Consider the following 25,110-nt stretch of genomic DNA (forward strand, 5'->3'; position numbering starts at 1 on the left):
TCGTCCCTTGCGTTAAGCAAGGGCGGAAGGTTTTTTTATATTTATTTTTATTAGGAGGATAAGATTATGCAAGAAAAATCAATGCAACAGGTTGTTGCTGTAGCAAAATCTAGAGGATTTGTATATCCAGGTTCAGAAATTTATGGAGGACTTGCAAATACTTGGGATTACGGCCCATTAGGTGTAGAACTTAAGAATAATGTTAAAAAAGCTTGGTGGAAAAAATTCATCCAAGAGAGTGCATATAACGTAGGTGTTGACTGTGCAATCCTTATGAATCCACAAGTATGGGTAGCTTCAGGCCACGTAGGTGGATTTAGTGACCCACTTATGGATTGTAAAGCATGTAAAGAACGTTTCCGTTCAGATAAAATTATTGAAGATTTCATGCATGAAAAAGGTGAAGATCTTGTTGTTGATGGTTGGTCAAATGAGCAAATGCAACAATTTATCGCTGATAATCAAATTCCATGTCCAACATGTGGTGCACACGACTTTACAGACATTCGCCAATTCAACCTTATGTTCAAAACATTCCAAGGTGTAACTGAAGACTCTAAAAATACTGTTTATTTAAGACCAGAAACAGCTCAAGGAATCTTTGTTAACTTCAAAAATGTACAACGTACAAGTAGAAAGAAAATTCCATTTGGTATTGGTCAAATTGGTAAATCATTTAGAAATGAAATTACACCAGGTAACTTCATCTTTAGAACACGTGAATTTGAACAGATGGAACTTGAATTCTTCTGCAAACCAGGTACAGAATTAGAATGGTTTGATTACTGGAAAAATTACTGTAAAGACTGGATCCTTAACTTAGGTGTTAAACCAGAAAATATGCGTATGCGTGACCATTCAGCAGAAGAACTTTCACACTATAGTAATGCAACAAGTGATATCGAATTCTTATTCCCATTCGGATGGGGAGAACTTTGGGGTATTGCATCTCGTACAGATTATGACCTTAAACAACATAGTGCACATTCAGGTGAAGAAATGCTTTACTTCGATCAAACAACAAATGAGAAATATGTTCCATACTGTATTGAACCATCACTTGGTGCTGACCGTGTAACATTAGCATTCCTCTGTGAAGCTTATGACGAAGAAACACTTGAAGATGGCGATACACGTACAGTATTTAGATTCCATCCAGCTCTTGCACCAGTAAAAGCTGCTATCCTTCCACTTTCTAAAAAATTATCAGAAGAAGCAACAGCTGTTTACCATACATTACTTAAACACTTCAACGTAGAGTACGATGAAAGTGGTTCAATTGGTAAACGTTATAGAAGACAAGATGAAATCGGTACACCATTCTGTATTACTTTTGACTTCGATTCTAGAGAAGACCAAATGGTAACAGTAAGAGATCGTGATACAATGGCACAAGAACGTGTAGCAATTGCAGATCTTGTAAACTATATTGAAAGTAAAATGGAATTTTAATTCCTAAAAATAATAAACAAAAGTCCTAGAACGTTCTGTTCTAGGACTTTTGTTTATTATTTTTAAACTAAACTAAAATAATCATAAAATTTATAAAAGTAAATAAAAAGCACTTATTTATTTATATATGTTAAAAAAGTAGGATAATAATGAAAAAAATCAGCAGATATAGATAAAAAAATATTTTATTTTTGTGTACAAATTATCAAAATAACAAAATTGATTATAAAATAATAAAAAACTATTTTAAAATCAATATTTTATGATATAATGATACCGAAACCAGAAAAATTAGTTATTTACTATTCGTCGCAAAAATAGTTATAACAATTTCTAATGAAAATCTAGGAGGGTACATACATGAGCCAAAAATGGGTATATATGTTTAAAGAGGGAAATGGTCAAAATAAAAATCTTCTTGGTGGTAAAGGTGCAAATCTTGCAGAGATGACACAATTAGGATTACCAATTCCACAAGGATTTACTGTTACAACAGAAGCTTGTACAGAATACTATAACAATAACCAAAGTTTATCAGAAGAAATTCAAGATCAAATTAAAGTTGCTTTAACAGAACTTGAAGAAATCTCTGGTAAAAAATTCGGTGATAATACAAACCCACTTTTAGTATCAGTTCGTTCAGGGGCTAGAGTATCAATGCCAGGTATGATGGATACAGTTCTTAACTTAGGTCTTAATGATGAAGCTGTAGTTGGCCTTGCAACTAAAACTCAAAATGAAAGATTTGCATATGACTCATACCGTCGTTTCATTCAAATGTTCTCAGACGTAGTAATGGAAATTCCAAAACCACGTTTCGAAAAAATCATTGATGGAATGAAAGAAGAAAAAGGCGTTACACTTGATACAGATCTTGATGCAAACGACTTAAAAGAAATGGTTGTTCGTTTCAAAGCTTTATACAAAGAAGTTAAAGGGGTAGACTTCCCACAAGAACCTGAAACACAATTAATGGAATCTATTAAAGCAGTATTCCGTTCATGGATGAACCCACGTGCTATTGTTTATAGAAGAATGAATGATTATCCATCAGATTGGGGTACAGCAGTAAACGTACAAATGATGGTATTCGGTAATATGGGTGAAACATCAGGTACAGGTGTTGCATTCACAAGAAACCCATCTACTGGAGAGAATGCTATTTACGGCGAATACTTAATCAATGCTCAAGGTGAAGACGTAGTTGCTGGTATTAGAACACCAAACCACATTTCACAACTTGAACAAGATATGCCAGCAGTATATAAAGAGTTCATGGAAATTTCAAATAAACTTGAAAATCACTTCCACGACATGCAAGATATGGAGTTCACTGTTGAAGATGGTAAACTTTACTTCTTACAAACACGTAATGGAAAAAGAACAGCAGCAGCAGCTTTAAGAATTGCTGTAGATTTAGTTGCTGAAGGTCAAATCACAGAAGAAACAGCAGTGCTTCGTGTAGAACCAAAACAACTTGATCAATTACTTCACCCAATGTTTGATAGTGCAGCACTTAAAGCAGCTAAAGTAATCGGAAAAGCACTTCCTGCATCTCCTGGTGCAGCGGCTGGTAAAGTATACTTTACAGCGGATGAGGCAAAAGAAGCTGGAGCAAGAGGAGAACGCGTAATCCTTGTTCGTCTTGAAACATCACCAGAAGATATTGAAGGTATGGCAGCAGCTCGTGGTATCTTAACAGTACGTGGCGGTATGACATCACATGCAGCTGTAGTTGCTCGTGGTATGGGTACATGCTGTGTATCTGGATGTGGAGAAATTAAAATTGATGAAGAAGCTAAAACATTCACACTTGGTGGTATGACATTTGGTGAAGGAGATTATATCTCATTAGATGGTTCAACAGGTAATATCTATGGAGAAGATGTAGATACAGTAGAACCAGAAATCACAGGTGATTTTGAAACATTCATGGCATGGGCAGATAAATATCGCACACTTAAAGTACGTACAAACGCTGACTCTCCAAAAGATGCACAAAATGCTGTAAGATTTGGTGCTGAAGGTATCGGTCTTTGCCGTACAGAGCATATGTTCTTTGAAGAAGATCGTATCATGAAAATGCGTCGTATGATCGTTGCTAAAACAGAAGAAGAAAGAAGAGAAGCACTTGATGCACTTCTTCCACTTCAAAAAGGTGATTTCGTAGGTATTTATGAAGCAATGGAAGAAAGACCTGTGACAGTACGTCTTCTTGACCCACCATTACATGAATTCTTACCACATTCAGATGAAGACATCACAGAACTTGCAAAAGAAATGGGTATCACATTCGAAGATCTTAAAGCTACAGTTGAATCACTTCATGAATTCAACCCAATGATGGGGCACCGTGGATGTCGTCTTGCTGTTTCTTATCCAGAAATCGCAGAAATGCAAGCACGTGCTATCATTGAAGCAGCACTTCAAGTAAAAGCTGAAAAAGGATTTAACATTGTTCCAGAAATCATGATTCCACTTGTTGGTGAAATCAAAGAATTAAAATATGTTAAAGAAGTTGTAGTAGCAGCAGCTAACAAAGCAATTGAAGCTGCAGGTGTAGAACTTGAATACCATGTTGGTACAATGATCGAAATTCCACGTGCTGCTGTAACAGCTGATCAAATTGCTACTGAAGCAGAGTTCTTCTCATTCGGTACAAATGATTTAACACAAATGACATTTGGGTTCTCACGTGATGATGCTGGTAAATTCTTAGAAGACTACTACGGAAAAGGTGTGTATGAATCAGATCCATTTGCAAGACTTGACCAAACAGGTGTTGGTGCTCTTGTACAAATGGCAGCAGAAAAAGGACGTAGCACAAGACCAAACATCAAACTTGGTATTTGTGGTGAACATGGTGGAGATCCATCATCAATCGAATTCTGCCACAAAGTAGGATTAAACTACGTATCTTGTTCTCCATTCCGTGTACCAATCGCACGTTTAGCAGCAGCTCAATCTGCTATTAAAAATAAATAAGATCGGATTGAAATAACCTAGAAAGGATAATACCTTTCTAGGTTATTTTTTGTATAGAGTAAGGAAAGAGAAAACAATAAGCGTTATTATACATTTGTTGATTGTTAAATTGATGTAAAGATAGGCTTTTCCAAGTTCTATATGCTATAATGGCTTCATATAAAGAAATGAGGTTGAAAAGATGACACAAATTATATTAGGTGTAGATGTAGGTGGAACAACCACGAAAATTGTTGGATATAGACAAAATAAGACCCTAATAGGTACTTTACAAGTGTGTGCAACAGATCAAATGACTTCTTTGTATGGTGCAATAGGTAATTTTTTAAAGACCTATCAGTGTTCTTTAAAAGAGGTAGTAAAAATTGTTTTAACAGGTGTAGGTGCATCTTTTATAGAAGATAATATTTATGATATCCCAACGTATAAAGTTAAAGAATTTGAAGCCATAGGGTTGGGTGGGACAAAACTTGTCAAGATGGAAGAGGCTTTAGTTGTAAGTATGGGAACAGGAACAGCTTTTGTACGTGTACAAAATGGCAAAGTGAATCATATTGGTGGAAGTGGCGTCGGAGGTGGAACCTTAATGGGATTAGCATCTTTGCTCATAGACAAAAGAGATAGTCATGTGGTTGCAACAATGGGAGAAAAGGGAAACTTAGGCAAGGTTGATTTAGTAATCCAAGATATTACTCATGAACTTATTCCTTCTTTGCCTCAAGACGCTACAGCATCTAACTTTGGATTAGTAAAAAGTGGCGTACAAGAAGAGGATATTGCACTTGGACTTATGAATATGATTTTTCAAACAGTGGGTATGATGGCAGTGTTTGCTTGTCAAAATACGCCAATCAAACACATTATCATAATAGGTTCACTCGCTACATTGTCTAGTGCACAATCTATTTTAAATGGTATTGGACAGATTCATGGCATACAATTTATTATTCCAGAGCATGCTGTTTTTGCAACAGCTATAGGTGCGGTGACGCCTTATTTATAGAATTTATTCCTTTGTCAAGGAAAATTATTAAAAAAAGAGGAAATCGGTCGTTTATGTCGTATAATTATAGTGTGTAAGGAGGCGATAAAGGTGTGTCAACGACAAATTCAAGAACAGTTTGAAATAGATTACTTACAGTCGTTTAGTCAAAAGGCTCGTTATTCAAAGGGGAGAGTACGTATGGATGAAGAATGTGAAGTGCGTACAGCTTTTCAACGAGACAGAGATAGAATTTTGCATTCTAAAGCTTTTAGACGTCTTGCTCATAAAACACAGGTTTTTATATCACCAGAAGGTGACCATTATCGAACAAGACTTACACATACATTGGAAGTAGCGCAAATTTCGAGAACACTTGCAAGAGCTTTAAGATTAAATGAAGATTTAGTAGAAGCTATTGCATTAGGACATGACTTAGGGCATACACCTTTTGGTCATACTGGCGAATTTATGCTACAAGAACTTACAAATCATCAATTTCATCATAATTATCAAAGTTTACGTGTTGTAGAGTACATTGAAAATAAAGGTCGTGGTCTTAATTTGACATGGGAAGTTAGAGATGGGATTATGAATCATCAAACAAAAGGGAATCCTGCTACATTAGAAGGAAAAATTGTTCAAATCTCCGATAAGATTGCCTATGTGAACCATGATATTGATGATGCTATAAGAGGTCAAGTACTAGAAGTATCAGATATACCTGAAATGTACCGATCCGTATTAGGAGAAACCTCTTCTAAAAGAATTGATACCCTTATCAAGGATATTATTGAAAATAGCTATGGTTTGCCACAAATTAGAATGAGTGAACAAGTAGAGATTGCTTTTAAAGGACTTAGAGCCTTTTTATTTAAGCATGTCTATGTAGGTTCAGCAGCCAAAGAGCAGGAACAAAAGGCGAAACATGTGGTCAAACAATTGTATGAATATTATATGGATAAACCTGATAAACTACCACAAAACTACTTGAAAGAACTTGAAGACGGAGAAGATAAAATGAAAGTTGTCTGTGATTATATCGCTGGGATGACAGATCGTTATGCACTCCATGCTTATTGTGAGTTATTTTTCCCGACATCGTGGAATATTTATTAGATTATATAGAAAAGAGGAAGCTAGATGTATTATTCTGACGAGATTATCGAAAAGATCAGGGAACAGAGTGATATTATATCTATCATTTCCGAATATACTGCCTTAACAAGGAAGGGAAGTTCACATGTAGGACTTTGTCCTTTTCATAATGAAAAAACACCGTCTTTTTCTGTAAGTGATGATAAACAAATGTATTATTGCTTTGGATGTGGTGCAGGAGGAAATGTTTTTACATTTGTGATGCAGAAGGAAAATATGACGTTTCCAGAAGCAGTACAATTTTTAGCTGAAAAAGCCCATATTGATCTTGATGGGATGGAAAAACAATATGATGATGGAGGAAGAGCCAATAAAAAAGCACTTTTTCTTGAAATCTATAAGAAAGCAGCAAGATATTATTATTACAGTTTAAATCAAAGAGAAAATGAGCATGCATTAAATTATTTCTATCAAAGAGGCATTTCACAAGAAGTAATTAAACATTTTGGTTTAGGTTACGCACCTGCGGATTATAACATCTTTTATCGTATGATGAAGCAAGAAGGGTATGAAGATGAAGATTTAGTTGAAAGTGGGTTATTTATTAAAAGTAAATCAAAAGGTGTCGTCTTTGATCGTTTTTCAGACCGTGTCATGTTCCCTATTTTTAACATCAATAAAAAAGTTGTAGCTTTTGGAGGGCGTATTCTTGGAGAAGGGCAGCCTAAGTATTTAAATTCACCCGAAAGTCTACTTTTTGACAAAAGTCGTACACTCTATGGGCTTCATATTGCAAGACAAGAAAAACACCCGTATTACATTTTAGTAGAAGGTTATATGGATGTTATCGCCATGCATGTAGCAGGTTTTACACAAACGGTTGCTTCACTTGGTACAGCTTTTACGGAAGGGCATGCAAGGCTTTTGAAACGCCATACAGAGCAAGTGGTTATTTTATATGATAGTGATGGGGCAGGTAAGAAAGCCGCATTACGTGCCATTCCAATACTGCGTTCACAAGGTATCCAAGTTAAAGTTCTACAGCTTGAAGATAGTAAAGACCCAGATGAATTCTTGAAAAAGCATGGAGCAGATGAAATGCGCAAGCTCCTAGAGGAAGCAGAAAGTCATGTTTGGTTTAGAATTAAAGAAATCGAAAGCCAATATCATCTTGATTTACCAGATGAGCGGGTGAAGTTTTTACAAGAAATTGCAAAGTTACTTGGAAACTTAGAAAGTAGTATTGAGCAAAACATTTATACAAAAGAGATTGCGATGAAGTATCAAGTTAGTCTAGATGCTTTAGAAGCTGAAATCAAAAAATACTTTGTGGCAAAGCAGAACATCCCAGTCAAACAAGCGCCACAAGTAAAAGAACAACTAGGAACAGGTACAATTCCAATGCAACTAGAGTTCTTATGTGCAGTCTATAACTATCCTAATATCTATTCATATATCGCGTCCTATATTGAGGCAGATTTGTTTGAAGAAGGACTTATCCGTGAACTTGCAGCAGCTTTATTAAAAGCCCGCAGTGAAGGAAGAGAAGTAGATGCAAGTTACTTTAACAATCGTTATACAGATGTTAAAGAGCAAAAAATTATTTCTACTGTATTTATGAAAAAAGATGCAAGGTATGAAGATGAAGATTTGATGCATAAGATGTTAGTTGAGACCATTAAAAGGCTAAATAGTAACTATATAGAAAAAAGGCTTAAAACAACTGCAGATATCCAAGAAGTGCAAGCGTTACTTATCAAGAAGCGTGGCATTGATAAGCTGCATATTGATTTTATAAATGGTTAGAATAGGAGAAGGATAAATGATAGTAAAAGAGGCTACAGAGCAAAAAGTAACTTTTAAATCGAGACTGGAACAACTGATGATACTGGCTAAGGAGAAAAAAGGCGTTTTAGAGCAATCAGACATTGCAGATGCCTTTACCGATTTTGAGTTAGAAGCTAGCAAAGTTGAACAAATATATGAGTTTTTAGAAGCTCATAATATTGATATCATGGGAAGTATGAGTGATTTAGACGAAGAAGCGAGTCTTGACTTTACTTTGCCTGCAGGTATCAGTATGGATGATCCAGTAAGGATGTACTTAAAGGAAATTGGGAAAGTACCTCTTTTATCAGCTGAAGAAGAAATTGAACTGGCAAGACGTATGGAAGAAGGGGATGAAGAAGCTAGAAAGCGATTAGCCGAAGCCAACTTAAGGCTTGTTGTAAGCATTGCCAAACGTTATGTAGGGCGTGGTATGCTATTTTTAGACCTTATTCAAGAAGGAAACTTAGGGCTTATTAAAGCGGTAGAAAAGTTTGACTACAGCAAAGGCTATAAGTTTAGTACTTATGCAACATGGTGGATTAGGCAAGCCATCACAAGGGCAATTGCGGATCAAGCTCGTACGATTCGCATTCCAGTACATATGGTTGAGACAATCAATCGCTTAATGCGTGTCTCAAGACAACTCTTACAAGAATATGGTCGTGACCCACAACCAGAAGAAATTGCACAAGCAATGGATATGTCAGTGAGTAAAGTACGCGACATTATGAAGATTTCACAAGAACCTGTATCTTTAGAAACACCAATTGGTGAAGAAGAAGATAGCCATTTAGGTGATTTTATAGCAGATGACGATGTACCTATTCCTTCTGAGGCTGCAGCCTTCACTCTTCTAAAAGAACAACTGATAGAAGTGTTAGATACATTAACTGAAAGAGAACAAAAAGTACTCAAACTTCGCTTTGGCTTAGATGACGGTAGGGCAAGAACCCTTGAAGAAGTAGGGAAAGAATTTAATGTAACACGTGAGCGTATTCGACAAATTGAAGCAAAAGCGCTTCGTAAATTACGTCATCCAAGTCGTAGTAAAAAACTAAAAGATTATTTAGAATAGAAGTTGAGTCTTCAACTTCTATTTTCTATTGACTTAAATAAACAGACATAAAGTAAAGAGGTGTAAATGTGCAATTATCAAAAAGATTAGGAGCTATTGCAAGCTTAGTACCAGAAGGAGCTAGACTTGTAGATGTTGGAACAGATCATGGGTATATCCCAATTTATTTAACACTTAATAAAAAAGTAAGTTATGCCATTGCTAGTGATATTAACAAAGGTCCACTAGAAAGCGCTAAACGTAATATGGATAAATACGGCCTAACAACCATTGAAACAAGACAGGGAAGTGGCCTTCAAACTATTAAAATAGAAGATGGAATGGATACGGTTGTTATTGCAGGTATGGGCGGTTACTTAGTTCATGATATTTTAGAGTTAGACTTAGAACTTGTAAAATCAATGAAAATTTTAATTTTACAGCCACAAAATAATATTCCTGAAATACGCAGATATCTTCATCAAATTGGTTTTAAAATTGAACAAGAAAAGTTCTTAGAAGAAGAAGGTAAGTACTATAACATTATTGTAGCAGTGCCAGGTGAAGAAAACTATAACAACATTGTGGACTATGAATATGGGAAATATCTTTTAGAAGAAGGATCAAGTTTATATAAAGATTGGTTACAACATAAAAGTAAAGGGTATACTGATATTATTGAAAAACTTAAAAAAATTGAGGGCGACCAGGCTACAGAACGTATAGCAGAATTGACTGAGGTGAATACTTTAATAGAGGAGGCATTAAAATGTATACATTAAAAGATGTGATGACATGTCTTGAACAATTAGCGCCTACTCATTTAGCAGAAAAATGGGACCATGTTGGGCTGATGATTGGTGGGCGTGGACAACAGATTTCACGTGTTCTTTGTGCTTTAGATTTAAATCTTGATGTTATAGATGAAGCAATAGAAAAGGGCGTAGAGCTTATTGTAACTCATCATCCTTGTTTCTTTAAGCCCATCACAGGGATTGACTATGACACCGTTATGGGTCAGATGATTCAAAAGTTAGTTAAACATGACATCGCAGTGTATGCGATGCATACTAACTTAGATATTGCTAAAGGTGGTATCAATGACTATTTAGCTAAACAGCTTGAACTAAAAAGTGTAAGTGCATTGGCAACAACTGCACGTACCTCACTTCAAAAATTAGTTATTTATGTACCACAAACCCACTATAATGTGGTAAGAGATGCTCTTGTAAACACCAATCAGTGTACAATAGGCAACTATAAAGGCTGTACATTTGGTACACAAGGTAAAGGTACTTTTATGCCATTAGAAGGTAGTAAGCCTTATATTGGCTCACAAGGTGATTTAGAAACGGTAGAAGAGGTTAAAATAGAATGTATGATTCATCCAAAAGACTTATCTTCTATTATGGACGCAGTGAAGCAAGTTCATCCTTACGAAGAAATCGCTTATGACGTATTTACACTTGAAAATATTGCCGAGACAGAAGGCTTAGGCCGAGTAGGTATGTGTGAACCAATAGAGATAGAAGCACTGATTAATAAACTCAAACAAGTTTTCAATATTCCCTATGTAAGATTAACAGGTAAGATGGAAGGGAAAGTATCAAAAATTGCATTGTGTTCAGGAAGTGGTTCCTCTTTTATTGGTGTAGCAGCAGCGAAAGCTGAGGTTTATATTACAGGAGATGTCACTTTCCATGAAGCACAAAATGCATTAAATAGAGGACTTACTGTTATAGATGTAGGGCATTATGCTTCAGAAAATGTTGCAATGCCATTAATTAAAAATTATTTAGAAATACATTGCGATAAGTTAGAAATATTATGTTCTACAGTAGATGGTGAAACCTTTAAAACAGTTTAAAGACGATAAAAGGGGGCATAGAAGATGGTAAAAATTCAATTTAACGATGGTCGTAGTATAGAAGTTCAAAAAGGCACAACATTTGCAACCTTAGCAAAAACATATCAGCTAGAGAGTAGTACGCCGATTGTGGCAGCACGTGTAGGTAATGTACTTCGTGAACTTTACATTAAGATAGAAGAAGACTTACAAGATGTAAGCTTTGTAAATCTCTCACAAAAAGATGGGATGCGCATTTATCAACGTACGGCAACATTTTTATTAATTGCAGCAACTCAGAAATGTTTCCCACATGTTACCGTACTTGTTAATCATCATATTACAGGTGGATACTTCTGCGAATTTGACCAAATGGCAGATTGCACACCTACCAATTTAGCACGTATAGAAGCTTGTATGCGAGAAATGGTGGCCAAAGCACTTCCTATTACAAAGACTACAGTACCTATTGATGAAGCATTAAAGTTATTTAATACCTTAGAGATGCCAGACAAAGAAGCACTTTTTAAATATAGAAGAACATCTACGATTAATGTATATCATCTAGATGGGGTAGATAATTATTTCTATGGTTATATGATGCCATCTGTAGAGCAAGTAACTTGTTTCAAACTTCAACCTTATGCACATGGATTTATTCTTCTATTCCCAGACGAAGCAAATCCAACAGAGCTTGCTAAGTTTGTACCACAACCTAAATTATCAGCAGTATTCCGTGAATCTGAAAAATGGGCACGTATTTTAGATGTGGATATTGTAGCTTCTTTAAATAAGGTTATTACCCAGGGGCGCTTACCAGACTTGATTCGTGTATCAGAAGCATTACACGAAAAGAAAATAGCAGGAATAGCAGATCAAATTGCGAAGCAATCTAATGTAAGATTAGTCATGATAGCAGGGCCATCATCTTCAGGTAAAACAACTTTTGCTCAAAGATTATGTATTCAGCTACGTGTAAATGGGCTTAACCTACATGTGATTTCTATAGATGATTATTTTGTTAACCGAGATCAGACACCATTAGATGAAGATGGAAAATACGACTTTGAAGCTCTAGAAGCTATTGATATCCAGTTATTCAATGAGCATATGTCTAAATTGATAAAAGGTGAAACTGTAGAAATTCCTACGTTTAACTTCAAGACAGGACAACGTGAATACAAAGGGCATAAACTTGCACTTGGAGAAGAAGATGTATTGGTGATAGAAGGCATTCATGGTTTAAATGAACGTTTAAGCTATGCCATTCCAAGAGAGAATAAATTTAAAATTTACGTAAGTTGTTTAACACAGCTTAATGTAGATTACCATAATCGTATTCCAACTACAGATACACGTTTAATCCGTCGTATGATCCGTGATAACCAATATCGTGGCATGAGTGCGGAACAAACCCTTGCACAATGGTCTTCTGTAAGACGTGGTGAAAATCGCAATATTTTCCCATTCCAAGAAGAAGCAGATGTCATGTTTAATACGGTTTTAATCTATGAGCTAGCCGTTCTCAAACAAAAAGCAGAACCACTTTTATTTGGTATTGATCGCAAGTCTCCATACTATAGTGAAGCGAAACGTCTGCTTAAATTCTTAGAGTATTTCTTAACAGCAGATACAGAAGATATTCCAAGAACATCTATTATTCGTGAATTTATTGGTGGAAGTTGCTTTCACTAGTTGACACACGTTAAGGAATATGGTATTGTATTAAAGTTGTTAAGTAAGTCAGATGGTCGCGTCTACAAAGTCGAAAGGCTGTAGATGAGGAACGTCCGGGCTCCATAGAGCAAAGGTGCTGGGTAACCCCCAGTGGAGGCGACTCTAAGGAAAGTGCAACAGAAATAAACCACCTGCTGGTTTCAGTAGGAAAGGGTGGAAAGGTGAGGTAAGAGCTCACCGTGTCTTAGGTGACTAAGATAGCCATGTAAACCCCACCTGGAGCAAGACCGGATCAAGACATATGTGGCTGCTCGTCACGTCTTAGGTAGGTTGCTAGAGCATGCAGGTAACTGTATGTCGAGATAGATGACCGTCAAATACAGAACCCGGCGTATAGATTTGGTTAACAACGAGTAAAGTAGCTCAAGGCTTATAGCCTTGGGCTATTTTACTTATTGTCTAGGATTTTGCATCCATAAATCTATAGCCGGATTATAATGTGTCATGTCATTGCTTTGTAAAAGTTATTATATACCATAAAAGATATTTTAATGAACTAATTATACGGTAAAATTTACCATAGAAAACACCCTCATTAATCAAAAGATTAGACGAGGGTGTTTTCTGTTTTATGTATTAAAGATAAAGAGAACTTAATGTATCTGTATGTAAATTAGCAATCGATTCATGATCTTTAGGGACTAGATGTTTATAGACTATTAGAGCATCGCTACTGGTATGTCCTGTGTACTCGATAATCTTTTCAGAGCTAATATCTTTGCGAATACAGTCTGTAATAAATGTGTGACGAAAGGCATGAGGTATAATATTACGAGTATAGTGATGCTGAATATTTGATTTACTTATCCATTTGTGAAACAGATCATTAAATGCACTTTCTGATAAAGGGTTACCTTGTCTACTCATAAATACATATTCATCTGTAAAAGAGGATAAGGCAAGAAGCTTACTTAATGCTGATTTTAGCAAAGGGGGAAGCTTTACAATACCACCATTACAATTTTTGATATGTATAAGCCTAAGTTCATCTTTATAGAAATTTATATGAGACCATTTAAGAGAAAGGACGTCGGAACGTCTTGCACCAGTTGTTATAAGCATTATGAAGATTGTAAGGTCTCTATATTTAAGTTTATCTGTGCTTGAGCTAATACACTTTAGCAATGTATTGATATCAGAGGAGTCAATTGTAAGAGGTAGAGAATCTTCGCCAGCACGAATTTTAAATTTTTTTGCCATTCCTTTGTTACCCCATCTATCATCAATTAAAATATTTTCAATACCATAAGTTTTGTTTAGATACCGAAAGAAAGTTTTTAGTGTATTGAATTTACGCTGAATAGTTGTGATATCATATTTTCCCATATCAATATAAGTAAACAGAAAATCTTTGTATTGTTGAATCTCACAAGTTGTTAAGTTATTGAGATATCTAATCTTATTTTTTAACTTATGCTTAAGAAAGTATTCAAAGAGCTGCATGTCGGAGAGATAGGCTTTAGCAGTACTAGTTGCACAACCTTCAACATATAGAAAATGGCTAAATTTTTTAAGTGCTTGAGTGTAAGTAATTATTTTTGTCATTATTCAATGCCTCATTTCTGTTTTAATTAGTATATAAGGATTGTATTAATATTAGTAAATCAATCAAGTTTAAAATAAATTTAGTAATATATTTTAATTTATAAATTTAGCAGTTCCTTAATTATAAAGGGATAAAGGAAAAAGTATTAATAAATGATTACTTATGTTATAAAAAAATGATGAGAAAAATAAAGAATTAAACCAATAAAATAGGTTGAATTCATTTGATGAACATGATAATATATGTATGTTAATAAAGTTAACAAGCATGAAAAAGCTTATTAATTGAAAAATACATAATAAGAGGGAGCTTCGAATGAAAACTAAGCTTGTTGGTATATATGAAATAGCAGAAGCAACAGGGGTAACTGCTTCGTCAGTAATCAATTGGCGGAAACGATATAAGGATTTTCCATCCCCTATTATAGAGTTAAAATCAGGACCTATTTTTAATGTTTGGGAAATCGAGGCATGGTTAAGATGCAAACCTCAATATCTAGAAATATTTAAACAAAGACTAGGAGGAAAACAAATGAATGGAGCTATGAGAGGGAAAAAAATAGCAATAGTAGGGCCGTCAAGAACAGGTAAAAGTAGAATCTTATCACGCTTTATGAGAGCTAAGTCATTGTATGATACATATTTCACGGGTGGAGGAGGTGATTTTACAGAAATTAATATATGTGTGACGCTGCTTAAAGAATTAGATGAAACAGCTAATATCATTCGTTTTGTTAGTGAAGAATCCTCTTTAAATGGAATATGGGAGCCATTTACACCAGAAGGTGTTAAAAGTTTTTTGCATAATGCTAAAGTGAACGATAGATATAAAGAGGGGCATGAAAATTCAAGGCAACCTAGGGAGAAATGGAATCCTAAAACAGATAGAATTGAAATTGTAACCCATGCAAGCGAATTTGCTATAGAAATTATGGGAGATTCTGAGTTTCTTGAGCTCATGGATTGTCCAGGAGTATCAGGACATGTTGAAGGGCTTCAAAATTTAGCGGATATCGATGTATTCATTTTTACTTTAAGATCACAAAATGAGGATGAGTTTGAAGTATCATTAGATAAAATGGTTGATACATTAGCATCTGCACGTATTCTTTATGTTTTTGGAGATAGGGCAGCTATTTCTAAACGAGAAAGATATCCAAGTATTAAAGCAAAAGCAACGGAACATATCCAATGTTTTGTCAATAAATTACGTAAAAAACTCTCCAAGGGATCTATATTAGAAGATTCTATAGAGCTTTTAAATCCAGATGCTAAAGTGGTTCCTATGGGAGCATTTGAACAAATTGATGAATATTATGAGTACAATCTTGCAGAGAAAATTTTTGATGAAGATTTAAGTGAACAATTAAAGGTAATGCTTAATGAAGACCCTTGTGCTGCACATGAAAAGATTATTCAAGAAGCATATTCTAATGCAACTGAAGAACAACAAGAAGATATTATTAAATTTATTATGGAAATGCTAGGGGTGCATCAGACATCATATACAGGAGAAGAAATGCCTCCTAATTATAAGCCACAATTTTTAAAAGATGGACATGATAGAGTAAAATCAAATGATGGTAATAGAGTTGATTTTGCCGTGAAAAGCAATCGTAATTTACTTATCAAAGATGAACTTTACAAAAAATACAACATGCTTCAAGTAGATACGACTGTTCCAGTAGACCCTAAACTTCAGGCTACAATTATTCAGTACTGCTTCTTGAGACTTTCAACAGCTTGTAGAGAGGATTGTGGGATTTCACGTGGAAACCACATGTGGGAAGACTGTCCACCACTTACGATGTGGGGAGAAGAAGCTGTTTTGGCAGAAGAAATCCTGACAGGAGGGGTATTACAATATACTACCAGTTTCATGAAAGTGATGACACAGAATGGAATTAGTTCAGCTTCATGGAGTTACGTCTTTGCACCAGCATTTTATGTACAGAGTGAAGATTACTATAATAAAAAATTAGAAATTATTGTAGAATGTGGACTAGATAAGTTACCATCAAAAAATATGTATGAATTAATTTACAATACTTATAACCTTTCACTTTTTAAGATAGGTCAGTATAGAGTATGTGAGATGCTAGTTAACTTAACAGGAGCCTCAGATACACCAATGGATTGGTTAAAAACAATAAAATAAGCTATAGAAAGAGTATACGAGTAACTTGAATAAGTTATTCGTATACTCTTTTTAGTTAGTTAGATTTTTGGAAGTAGCAAATTAGAATACCTTTAGTAAAACTTAATAGCATTAAGGTATCTTTTTAGAGGAGGTACACTTACTGTAAGAGCTTACTCTAGAAAGGATGCTATATGTTATAGAGAATAGACTAAAGCGATAAAAACTTTTATATTGTTATAGGTAGTGATTAAAAATATTCTTTGCTTAAGTTAAAGAACTGCTGAAATAGATGATATTTTCAGTGCATGTTTTTAAGAAAATTTGAAGATGAAAAGGTATATAAATGCAACTTATATAATTACAAGATAAAAGGGGAACTTAAGTACAATTTTGATAGGATATAGAGGGACATTGTTGAAGCATATCAAGGTGTAAAAGAAAACATTTGTTATCGTTGACATCTGAGAGAGCTAAAAAAGGCTTATAAAAGTTTAATATATGGAATGAAAATGTTAAAGAAATCAAAATAACCTTTTTGTTGATAAATGAAACGTAAGAAGCTACGATAACTTTAACTTAAGTCTAATAAAAGGAAGCTATGTTAATGGAAGTATACGGATGTACTAGATGTTTAACAGATGAAAGTAAACATGATATTACAAGATACAAAAGAAAACTTAAAGCGCTAGGAATTATAGATGAGAAGAATATATATTGAGAATATGAAAGTAGTACAAAAGTAGGTAGGATAGAATTGAATTAAGCTATTAAACGTTGTGCAACAAGGAGACACCATAGCGACTAAAGAAGTATCACGTATTACAAGAAGTACAAAGCAATTATGTAAAATAATAGAAATAGTGCTAGAGAGAAATCTTAAATTAATTATTGGAGCATTTGTAGTAGACTGTAGCAAAGGTGAGTTAGATCTAATGATTGAAGAAATGCTGATAATAATGGGTGTCTTTGCAGAGATAGAACGTAATATGATTAGTCAAAGAATAAGGAGTCGTGTGCAAAACGTAATTACAAAGGGGAAGGTAGTGGGTAAGACCTACTACAATCATTGAAAATTTACCGGGTAACTTTATTAAGCATTATCCAAAATATAAAGCAAAACAGATTAATCAAGTAGAATTTGAAAGGTTGTGTGATATAAGTAGACAGCCTGTAAGTAAATACATAAAAATTTACGAAGGGCAGGTATGAGTATACTAGCTTATTCATATTTAGTCATATATAGGACTTGATTCAAATATTTAGAGTAGATGTAATTAAAAGGTAAATAGGGGGAGTAAATCTATCCACATAGTATAGTGTTAACGATATGACAATGATGGAAGATGAGTGAGGGAATGATTAGTATTGGAACACGTGTAATTTTGTAGAAGTATGTCGCAACAATTGTTATAATTAAATGTATTAAAGTATAAATATATCTTTAATATATTTTAAAATGGTGTTGAGGGAGAAGCAAATGAAAGATGTTATTAATGAAATGCATGATTATGACAAGAAGCGAGATGCGAGTTCGAAGATACGTGGTTTTATATTTCAAGATTTATTAGCTATAGAAAAATTAATTAGTGGTCAGCATGAATATTTATTATCTGAATGGATAGAAGATGTTTGTTATATAGATAAAAAAAATATACATATTATTCAAGTAAAATACTATCCAAAAACCAGTCCCAAATATGATGAAATATACAAAGAGTTATATTATGACTACTTACTGTGTGAGTTGGAAAATATACAAGCAAGTTTATATTTAGCAATACATAAGAAGACGCCCGTGACTAAACAAAAGTACCAAGATGTTAAGAATGCAATTGAGGGGAAAAAAATAATAGAAACTACAGAACAATCAAAAATAGTCAAAGAAGAAATATGGGCTAAAGGAGAAGCAGAAGGTGCTAGCGTTAAGATAGAAGCTGTACAAGAAGCAACAAGAACTACAGAAGAAGTAGCAGGAACTATAGAAGATACTGTAGAGGTAAAGATAGAGAAAAAAGAAATTGATAAAATCAATATTAAGGATCAATTGAAAAAGATAGAGGATAAATGGGAGAGAATAAAATACGTAATAGAAATACTAGGGAGCGAAAATAAAATAAAGAAATTTTATTGTGCATATCAAGTGGAATATAAAGAGGAGATTACTAAATATCGTGAACAAGTAAGTGATGTTTTGTATGAATATTTCAAAGATAAAATAGGAGAGATTGATTTAGATGAAGAAGAAATAAAAGATATATTATTAGGTACAGCACTTTTATATATCCAAGAAGGATATGATAATGATAGGGGATTTAGTACACGAGCAAGAAATAAAAAAGAACTAGAAGAAAAAACATTAAAATTATTTGTAGTTGATAATAGTGTGATTATTTCACAAATGTGGATGTATGTATATGCATCTGTAAATGAAATCTATTCTGAGTTAGAGGAAGATGCCAGCATAGAAGAAGATATTTTAAAAAGATATAAACAACTATTTGAATCGACCCTTATTTATCTAAAAAAACTTTTTGATAATGATGAGGGAAGGCATAAATTTTTGCTTACAATTACAAATTCTAGAACAATAAACTTTAATGATGTAGATTTAAAGAAAGAAATAAAGTTATTGATAGAGAATAAAAATAATTTCAAGTGTTATATTTTGAATTGCTGGAAAATATTAATGAATATCAAGTGTTATAATTTTGGTCAATATATTGATGAAAATATCCAAGAGTACATTGCATTTAATTTACCTAATGAAGTAGAAAATATTATTATCATGGGCTACCAAATTCCAGGAAGTGAAAGCCGATCAGTGAGTAATGTGTTTAGAAAAATTCATGAATGTAAGAAAAGGCCTAGCAAATGGTACTATAGAGGGAAACATAGAGGTTTAAAAAGTTACACTTGGGATGCTACGGATATTGTTAGTGGTGATGAGGAACAGGCAATAGATAAAATTTCAACTGAAGAGAGATTTTATATTGAATGCTTGGAATGTATTAAAACAGATGAACAAATGGGAGACTTAGAAGAATGTAATAAGTGTATTTTTGGAAAAAGATGTAAAATTGATGGAGGAGAGAAAGGGTTATGGTGAAAATTAATAATTATTTTGAAAATAGTAAAAAATATTCGCTATTATTAGATGAAGCAATTTCTGCATTTTGTAAAGAGGATGGAAGTAAAATAGAACCATTGATAGCAGCATATATGCATAAATCACAGAATGAATTATTTTTAATTCTAGATATAAGAGAAAGAGCTGATGATATACTAAGTATAATTAAAGAGTGGCAATATATCATAAGTGACTTTATTAATTTTGGCGATGAGTTCAGAGAAAGTATTGAGTATTTGAAGTACAATATTAGTTTAATTATGTTATACAAGAAAGAGAATAATTCAGTAGAATTGATTCAAGAAAATGAAAAATCATCTACAATATGTAGAAAAATATTTATAGAATGTGATGAGAGTGGAAATATACTAAATCAAGATGAATTATTACTACCATTTTATTTTGAAGCCATAAATAAAACAGGATCAGAAATATTATATACGTTGGAAAAAGAACTTGAAGAGATTCTACCTAATGAAGAAGTAATGAAGTTTATGTATGTGATAGAAGATATGGACTCTAATAAAATGAAGTTAATTAATAGGTGGGTTAATAATGATGAGAATCAATAAAGTTAAGATAGAAAATTTTAAAACATATAAAGAAAAGGTAGAATTTGACTTTAGAGATAGTAAATTTATTCTTATATCAGGACCGAATGGATATGGCAAGACAACAATTATAGAAGCAATTGAGTGGGGGATTACTGGAAGAATTAGAAGAATTGAAAATAACTTTAATGAAAGAAATACAACCAAAACAGAGAGAAATAGACAAGAGAATAATGCAGGAATTATTAAAAATAGAACGTGCTCCAGTGAAGAATACATTAAGGTGGAGTTAGAAATTGATATAAATGGTCAAGTTATACATATTATAAGAAAACAAAAAGATGATAAATTAGATATAGAATCAGAACTGGAAATCTCAGGAGAACTGTCTGAAGAAAATAGACAGGAACTAATTAAACTAATTAAAGAAGATTCTTTTTATCAGTACCATGTATGCGATACACAAAAGGCCTATCGATTTATGAATATGAAAAGAGAAGATGTAAAAAACCAATTCGATGATTTTTTAAAGAATAGGGAAAAAGAAAATACAATAATTGAAGTATTGGAATGTGCTCAAAAATGGAATATAGACTTAATTGATCAAGAAAAAGGAAAATTAATTTCTGAAGATCAGCTAAAGCAAAAAAACAGTAAGTTGCAAGCACTGAAAGGAGCTAATTCAGAAGAAAAAAATTATCCTTTAAAGAAAATATTCATAGATGAAAAAGTGGACCTAATAAGCGAACCCATGGAAGTACTAATGCAGCAAAAAAAGAGTCTTAAGGAAGTAGGTTATAAAAAGCTAAGTAATTCACTAAATACATTAAAATATAACAATATTTTGAAGCATAAAATAATACTCTTTGAAACTTTGTTGAGTAAGTATAATGAAAATAGAGAAGTAACTAATAAAGCTATTGAGCTTAAGCTCTACAATAATGAATGTATTGATATTTTATCACAAGAGATCAGACAATTACAAGAATTTACATCTAGTTTAACATGTGAAAATTTAGTCAACAAAAGAGAAGAATTAAAAACGTTGTTGACAAATATCTCAGTTAGAATTTTTGAAGAAAATCAAATAGAAATAGTTTCTAATCTCAAGCAGGAAATATTAAATGTTGAGGAAATAATAAAGGATAAACAAGCAGGAAACAATATAATTAAGGTATTATCAGATATTGTTGGAGAAAAACAAAGTCTTATTTTATTTCAAAAGGAAGGGGACAGATGTCCTGTATGTGGTAAGGAAGGGTTTTCGTCTATTGAGTATGATGACATAACTAAAGAAGCAGAGGTATATTTAAGAAAAGCAAGAAGTGATATTGGGACTTTAAAATTAAAGCTAAAGGCTAAACAAGAAGAATATAATAAATTACTATTAGAATTAAAGGAAGAAGCTAAACAAAATTTAAACAAGAAAATAGAAGAAAAAGAAATAAAACTCAAAGAATTCGAAGAAATATATAACAATACAAAAGAGGTGTTTGACTTATGTAAGCAACTAGGTATTGATTATGTTAGTAGTATAATAGATGATGCTATTTTGTTGGAATACCAAAATAGTATTAAATCCCAAATTATTAGCAGTGAGCATGAAAAAAAGATTCAAGAAGAAGTATGTAATTATTTAAATCTTTTAGGTTTGGAAGAAATAGAGTTAGTTGATAACATGAACTATCAAAATAGTTTAGTAAAATTAAATAGTTATATTGAAACAGCAAAATATTATGAGCAATTAGATTTTGAATTTGAATTATTTAGAGAGAAATGGATTGTATTAGAAAAAATATGTAAAAATAAAGAAATAATAGATTTAGAAAATGAAATCATTAAAACAGTTAAAGAAAATGAAAGTATAAATAGTAGAATTTTAGAGTTAACAACTCAAAACACACAAATTAAAAACAAAATTGATATAATTAGGAGTAAACTTTCTGTACTGGAAGCAGAAGAATTACATAGTGTTGGTGAATATTTATATAAAATATTTTACAAGATAATTAAACACACTAGTATTGGTGAATTTAAAATAGTCAGAGATAGAGCCAAGGTAAATGCTGGCACAACTATACAAGATGATAAAAATGTTAATATATTGAATATATTAAGTGAAGGACAATTAAGCACATTTATGATTGCCCTCTTTTTAGGAAATGCATTTAGACGAACAAATGAAACCGTATTTAAAACATATTTTTTAGATGATATAACTAATAGTATGGATGATATGAATGTACTTAGCTTAGTAGAAATAATTAAATATCAGCTTAATATAGAAGAGGGGGTATTTAATCAATTTTTCTTCTCAACATGTGATAATAGTTTAGAAAAAATGTTTATTCATAAAATGAATAGTTTTGGAATAGAATGGCAAAATATTAAATTTAAAAGAGATACACATGGAGTAATAAATTATTATAACAATGAGCAAATTAAGTTTTAGAAATAAATAATAAAGTAAAACCTAATAAAAATAGATACAGTATCATACATTACTTTTGGTAGATATAGAAAGTACTTAAAAGTTAGGTAGGAAATTATTGCAATAAATTAAACTCAGAAATATTTGCTCATGGACTGATTAATATTTATGGTAAAGATTACCAAATTAAGTATCAGAAAATTATATAATAAGGATCAATTGCTCGTGGCAAGATGGATAATATTGACCAACTTTTGGTTATATGGTGAGTAATGGCAAGGGTTAACCTGACAAAATCAGAATATATCGGAATATTAGAGAATGCATAGCAATGTATAAAAAATAGGTAGGCCGATTTAGCCTACTTGTTTTTTATTGGGTAGGAAATTTCGTTTTTCCTACCCAATAAAAAGTTGCCTATAAAGTTTAGACAACTAAAAAAGGGTATAACAAATAAATCTTTGGTGAAAAGTTATTTTTTATATTTATAAGTAGCACCTTGTATTCCAGTATAAGAAACAGGTGTCATTGTACCATCACAAATTTGGCAAAAAGGTTGTGGTGGTGTAGAGGAAGGTAAGCCACTAAAAATATTATCCTCTTCTAATTCTTCTACAATAAAACGTATAACCCATAGGTTGTAGCCACATTTAGTGCAAACAAACTCTACTAAATCATCTTCTTTTGAAAAAACTTCTAGAATATTCATATACAAATCCTCCTTTGCTAAGAAAGAGTATAAGGTGGAGACGGCATATAATTAAGAAGAGGAGATGATTTAGGGATAAAAATATCGAGTAGTTCTAGTGTATGCCCACAAGAACAGCGAAGAGGATTGTTGCCAAAGGCAAGGAGTATCTGCATACGCCAGTTAGAATGCATTTGCCAAAACTTTTTCTTACTAGAAGAAGTTAGACGAAAGAGTTTGGAGGAGTGCTGATGCTCTTTAGCATAAAGTCCATAATAGTTTACCATCTTCATGACGATCATAATAAGAAGTAACAAGCTGCCCGTCATAATCTAAAATACGAGATTGTGCCATAACAGGTTTACCAGTATAGCGAATGATGTAATCAATGGAGATTTTGACAATAGAAACTTTCTCCTTTTTAGCATAGACATAAAAGCTATCCTTATATCTTTCAAACAAAAAGGGCTTGAGAGAGTAAAAATCTTGTCCTAAATACTTATGTAGTAGATGAAGGAGTGTAGCTTGAAAGCGACGACCAAGCATAGTAAAAGGAATATGCTGAATATGACGCCAAACCGTATGATTACCAGAGGCACCTTCAGTAAGAATCATATGAATATGAGTATTCCATTTAAGGTCACGGACAAAGGTATGGAGAGTAGAGATAAAGCTAGGTGTAAAATGCTCTGATTTATTGAGTTTATAAAACCACGCAAACAAAGTTTGGCTAGAAGTTTTAAAAAGAAGATCCAATAAGAATCTATCAAGGCGAAAGAATTTTCTAAGCTCAGCAGGAATAGTAAAAACAAGATGACGATGTTTGCAATTTGAATAGATTAGGAAAAATAAGAGGGTGATTTTCATGTTGTATGGATATGCACGATGTAGCACGTATGAAGGCAAACAAGATGTCAGTTATCAAATTAGATGCTTAGAGGAACAAGGGGTAAAGCGAAAAGACATTCATGTTGAATATGCTAGGGAACTAAGGAGGACCGGATTGAACTGAATAGGATGTTAGACAAAGTTGATGTTGGAGATGTAATTATTACGACTGAGGTAAGCAGAATTACTCGTAGTACTAAGCAGTTATGTGAGATCATAGAAATTATAAGAATAAAACAGCTAAAGCTCATCATAGGTTCCTTTGTTGTTGACTGTACAAATGGGAGATTAGATGTAATGACTGAGGGAATGCTAAAAATGATGGGAGTTTTTGCAGAGTTAGAAAGAAATATGATTAGTGAGCGAGTTAGAAGTGGAATGGCAAATGCAGTAGCAAAAGGTAAGAAGATTGGGAGGCCTAAAACTACTGAGGAAAATATACCATTAGTTTTCTTAAGGACCTATCCAAGGTATAAAAATAAGAATATTAATTTGACCGAATTAGCTAAGCTATGTGGTATGAGCAGAACAACAATATATAAGTACATTAGAGTGGTAGAAAAAGATTGAAATAGCATGTCTTTTAGCCGGACAAGCTGAACGACATGCTAATATGTTCTAGAATGTTTTTATAATGCATAGTATAGAGCGATAAAGATGGTAGTTACACGAATAAGAGAAGGTTAATCATGGGGGATGCAGTTGACACAAGCAGGTAAAGAAATGAAGATATTGATGGGGAGAATATTAGAAAAC

18 protein-coding genes and 1 other RNA gene are annotated in these 25,110 nt (G+C 33.1%); 16 read left to right on the plus strand and 3 right to left on the minus strand.

From position 1 onward, the window contains the following. The first annotated feature begins 66 nt into the window (after nt 1-66). The 10 genes from PBV87_RS13130 to rnpB all read left to right on the plus strand — a co-directional run bounded on the left by PBV87_RS13130 (nt 67) and on the right by rnpB (nt 13,334). Nucleotides 67-1,452: a glycine--tRNA ligase gene (locus PBV87_RS13130; RefSeq protein ID WP_053985184.1), complete on the plus strand. Its 1,386-nt coding sequence runs from the start codon at nt 67-69 to the stop codon at nt 1,450-1,452. Nucleotides 1,453-1,812: 360 nt separating this feature from the next. Then, entirely contained in the window at nt 1,813-4,437 is a 2,625-nt protein-coding gene (gene ppdK, locus PBV87_RS13135; RefSeq protein ID WP_053985183.1) for a pyruvate, phosphate dikinase, read from the plus strand. Nucleotides 4,438-4,618: 181 nt separating this feature from the next. After that, nucleotides 4,619-5,440, plus strand: a complete 822-nt coding sequence (gene coaW, locus PBV87_RS13140) for a type II pantothenate kinase (protein WP_271012581.1) — start codon at nt 4,619-4,621, stop codon at nt 5,438-5,440. A 90-nt stretch (nt 5,441-5,530) separates the two neighbouring features. Then, entirely contained in the window at nt 5,531-6,538 is a 1,008-nt protein-coding gene (locus tag PBV87_RS13145; protein ID WP_271012582.1) for a deoxyguanosinetriphosphate triphosphohydrolase, read from the plus strand. A gap of 24 nt (nt 6,539-6,562) precedes the next feature. After that, nucleotides 6,563-8,323: a DNA primase gene (gene dnaG, locus PBV87_RS13150; protein WP_271012583.1), complete on the plus strand. Its 1,761-nt coding sequence runs from the start codon at nt 6,563-6,565 to the stop codon at nt 8,321-8,323. Nucleotides 8,324-8,339: 16 nt separating this feature from the next. Then, nucleotides 8,340-9,422 (plus strand): RNA polymerase sigma factor RpoD, encoded by a 1,083-nt coding sequence (gene rpoD, locus PBV87_RS13155; protein ID WP_053985180.1) that lies wholly within the window; start codon nt 8,340-8,342, stop codon nt 9,420-9,422. A 68-nt stretch (nt 9,423-9,490) separates the two neighbouring features. Then, nucleotides 9,491-10,183, plus strand: coding sequence for a tRNA (adenine(22)-N(1))-methyltransferase (locus PBV87_RS13160; RefSeq protein WP_271012584.1), 693 nt, complete (start codon nt 9,491-9,493; stop codon nt 10,181-10,183). Further along, on the plus strand, nt 10,171-11,268 hold the full coding sequence (locus PBV87_RS13165) for a Nif3-like dinuclear metal center hexameric protein (RefSeq protein ID WP_053985178.1): 1,098 nt from the start codon (nt 10,171-10,173) through the stop codon (nt 11,266-11,268). Before PBV87_RS13160 ends, PBV87_RS13165 begins: the two co-directional genes overlap by 13 nt. A 24-nt stretch (nt 11,269-11,292) precedes the next feature. Continuing rightward, the gene (locus tag PBV87_RS13170; protein ID WP_271012585.1) at nt 11,293-12,942 is read left to right on the plus strand and encodes a nucleoside kinase; all 1,650 of its coding nucleotides are present in this window, start codon (nt 11,293-11,295) and stop codon (nt 12,940-12,942) included. Nucleotides 12,943-12,982: 40 nt separating this feature from the next. Continuing rightward, nucleotides 12,983-13,334, plus strand: an RNA gene (gene rnpB / locus PBV87_RS13175) — RNase P RNA component class A. Nucleotides 13,335-13,560: 226 nt separating this feature from the next. Here rnpB and PBV87_RS13180 read toward each other — a convergent pair. Continuing rightward, nucleotides 13,561-14,529, minus strand: coding sequence for a tyrosine-type recombinase/integrase (locus PBV87_RS13180; protein WP_271012586.1), 969 nt, complete (start codon nt 14,527-14,529; stop codon nt 13,561-13,563). Between the two features lie 316 nt (nt 14,530-14,845). On the opposite strand from PBV87_RS13180, the gene PBV87_RS13185 reads away from it, so the two are divergent. From PBV87_RS13185 to PBV87_RS13205, 5 genes are all read left to right on the plus strand, one after another. Continuing rightward, nucleotides 14,846-16,687 (plus strand): helix-turn-helix transcriptional regulator, encoded by a 1,842-nt coding sequence (locus PBV87_RS13185; protein ID WP_271012587.1) that lies wholly within the window; start codon nt 14,846-14,848, stop codon nt 16,685-16,687. A 758-nt stretch (nt 16,688-17,445) separates the two neighbouring features. Then, nucleotides 17,446-17,739: a recombinase family protein gene (locus PBV87_RS22900; protein WP_334305093.1), complete on the plus strand. Its 294-nt coding sequence runs from the start codon at nt 17,446-17,448 to the stop codon at nt 17,737-17,739. A 407-nt stretch (nt 17,740-18,146) separates the two neighbouring features. Further along, on the plus strand, nt 18,147-19,775 hold the full coding sequence (locus PBV87_RS13195) for a hypothetical protein (protein ID WP_271012588.1): 1,629 nt from the start codon (nt 18,147-18,149) through the stop codon (nt 19,773-19,775). Continuing rightward, the gene (locus PBV87_RS13200) at nt 19,769-20,368 is read left to right on the plus strand and encodes a hypothetical protein (protein ID WP_271012589.1); all 600 of its coding nucleotides are present in this window, start codon (nt 19,769-19,771) and stop codon (nt 20,366-20,368) included. Before PBV87_RS13195 ends, PBV87_RS13200 begins: the two co-directional genes overlap by 7 nt. Then, a complete protein-coding gene (locus PBV87_RS13205; RefSeq protein WP_271012590.1) occupies nt 20,352-22,799 on the plus strand; it encodes an AAA family ATPase in 2,448 nt (815 codons plus the stop codon). Before PBV87_RS13200 ends, PBV87_RS13205 begins: the two co-directional genes overlap by 17 nt. A 451-nt stretch (nt 22,800-23,250) precedes the next feature. On the opposite strand, the gene PBV87_RS13210 is transcribed toward PBV87_RS13205, so the two are convergent. Both PBV87_RS13210 and PBV87_RS13215 read right to left on the minus strand, forming a co-directional pair. Further along, complete coding sequence (locus PBV87_RS13210) at nt 23,251-23,487, minus strand: hypothetical protein (protein ID WP_271012591.1); 237 nt, start codon at nt 23,485-23,487, stop codon at nt 23,251-23,253. A gap of 237 nt (nt 23,488-23,724) precedes the next feature. Further along, nucleotides 23,725-24,333 carry an IS91 family transposase gene (locus PBV87_RS13215; RefSeq protein ID WP_271012592.1) on the minus strand — a complete coding sequence of 203 codons (609 nt, stop codon included), beginning with the start codon at nt 24,331-24,333 and terminating at the stop codon, nt 23,725-23,727. A 150-nt stretch (nt 24,334-24,483) separates the two neighbouring features. On the opposite strand from PBV87_RS13215, the gene PBV87_RS13220 reads away from it, so the two are divergent. Beyond that, nucleotides 24,484-24,924 (plus strand): recombinase family protein, encoded by a 441-nt coding sequence (locus PBV87_RS13220; protein WP_334305094.1) that lies wholly within the window; start codon nt 24,484-24,486, stop codon nt 24,922-24,924. Nucleotides 24,925-25,110: the final 186 nt, after the last annotated feature.

It is taken from the genome of Holtiella tumoricola, assembly GCF_027857615.1.
Classification (GTDB): Bacteria; Bacillota; Clostridia; order Lachnospirales; family Cellulosilyticaceae; genus Holtiella; species Holtiella tumoricola.

Coding starts and splice junctions, on each gene's coding strand:
- rpoD (WP_053985180.1), top strand. CDS start 8,340: ATGATAGTAAAAGAGGCTACAGAGCAAAAAGTAACTTTTAAATCGAGA.
- PBV87_RS13180 (WP_271012586.1), bottom strand. CDS start 14,529: ATGACAAAAATAATTACTTACACTCAAGCACTTAAAAAATTTAGCCAT.
- PBV87_RS13220 (WP_334305094.1), top strand. CDS start 24,484: ATGTTAGACAAAGTTGATGTTGGAGATGTAATTATTACGACTGAGGTA.
- PBV87_RS13195 (WP_271012588.1), top strand. CDS start 18,147: ATGAAAGATGTTATTAATGAAATGCATGATTATGACAAGAAGCGAGAT.
- coaW (WP_271012581.1), top strand. CDS start 4,619: ATGACACAAATTATATTAGGTGTAGATGTAGGTGGAACAACCACGAAA.
- PBV87_RS13170 (WP_271012585.1), top strand. CDS start 11,293: ATGGTAAAAATTCAATTTAACGATGGTCGTAGTATAGAAGTTCAAAAA.
- PBV87_RS13205 (WP_271012590.1), top strand. CDS start 20,352: ATGATGAGAATCAATAAAGTTAAGATAGAAAATTTTAAAACATATAAA.
- PBV87_RS13185 (WP_271012587.1), top strand. CDS start 14,846: ATGAAAACTAAGCTTGTTGGTATATATGAAATAGCAGAAGCAACAGGG.
- PBV87_RS13130 (WP_053985184.1), top strand. CDS start 67: ATGCAAGAAAAATCAATGCAACAGGTTGTTGCTGTAGCAAAATCTAGA.
- PBV87_RS13215 (WP_271012592.1), bottom strand. CDS start 24,333: ATGAAAATCACCCTCTTATTTTTCCTAATCTATTCAAATTGCAAACAT.
- PBV87_RS13200 (WP_271012589.1), top strand. CDS start 19,769: ATGGTGAAAATTAATAATTATTTTGAAAATAGTAAAAAATATTCGCTA.
- dnaG (WP_271012583.1), top strand. CDS start 6,563: ATGTATTATTCTGACGAGATTATCGAAAAGATCAGGGAACAGAGTGAT.
- PBV87_RS13210 (WP_271012591.1), bottom strand. CDS start 23,487: ATGAATATTCTAGAAGTTTTTTCAAAAGAAGATGATTTAGTAGAGTTT.
- PBV87_RS13165 (WP_053985178.1), top strand. CDS start 10,171: ATGTATACATTAAAAGATGTGATGACATGTCTTGAACAATTAGCGCCT.
- ppdK (WP_053985183.1), top strand. CDS start 1,813: ATGAGCCAAAAATGGGTATATATGTTTAAAGAGGGAAATGGTCAAAAT.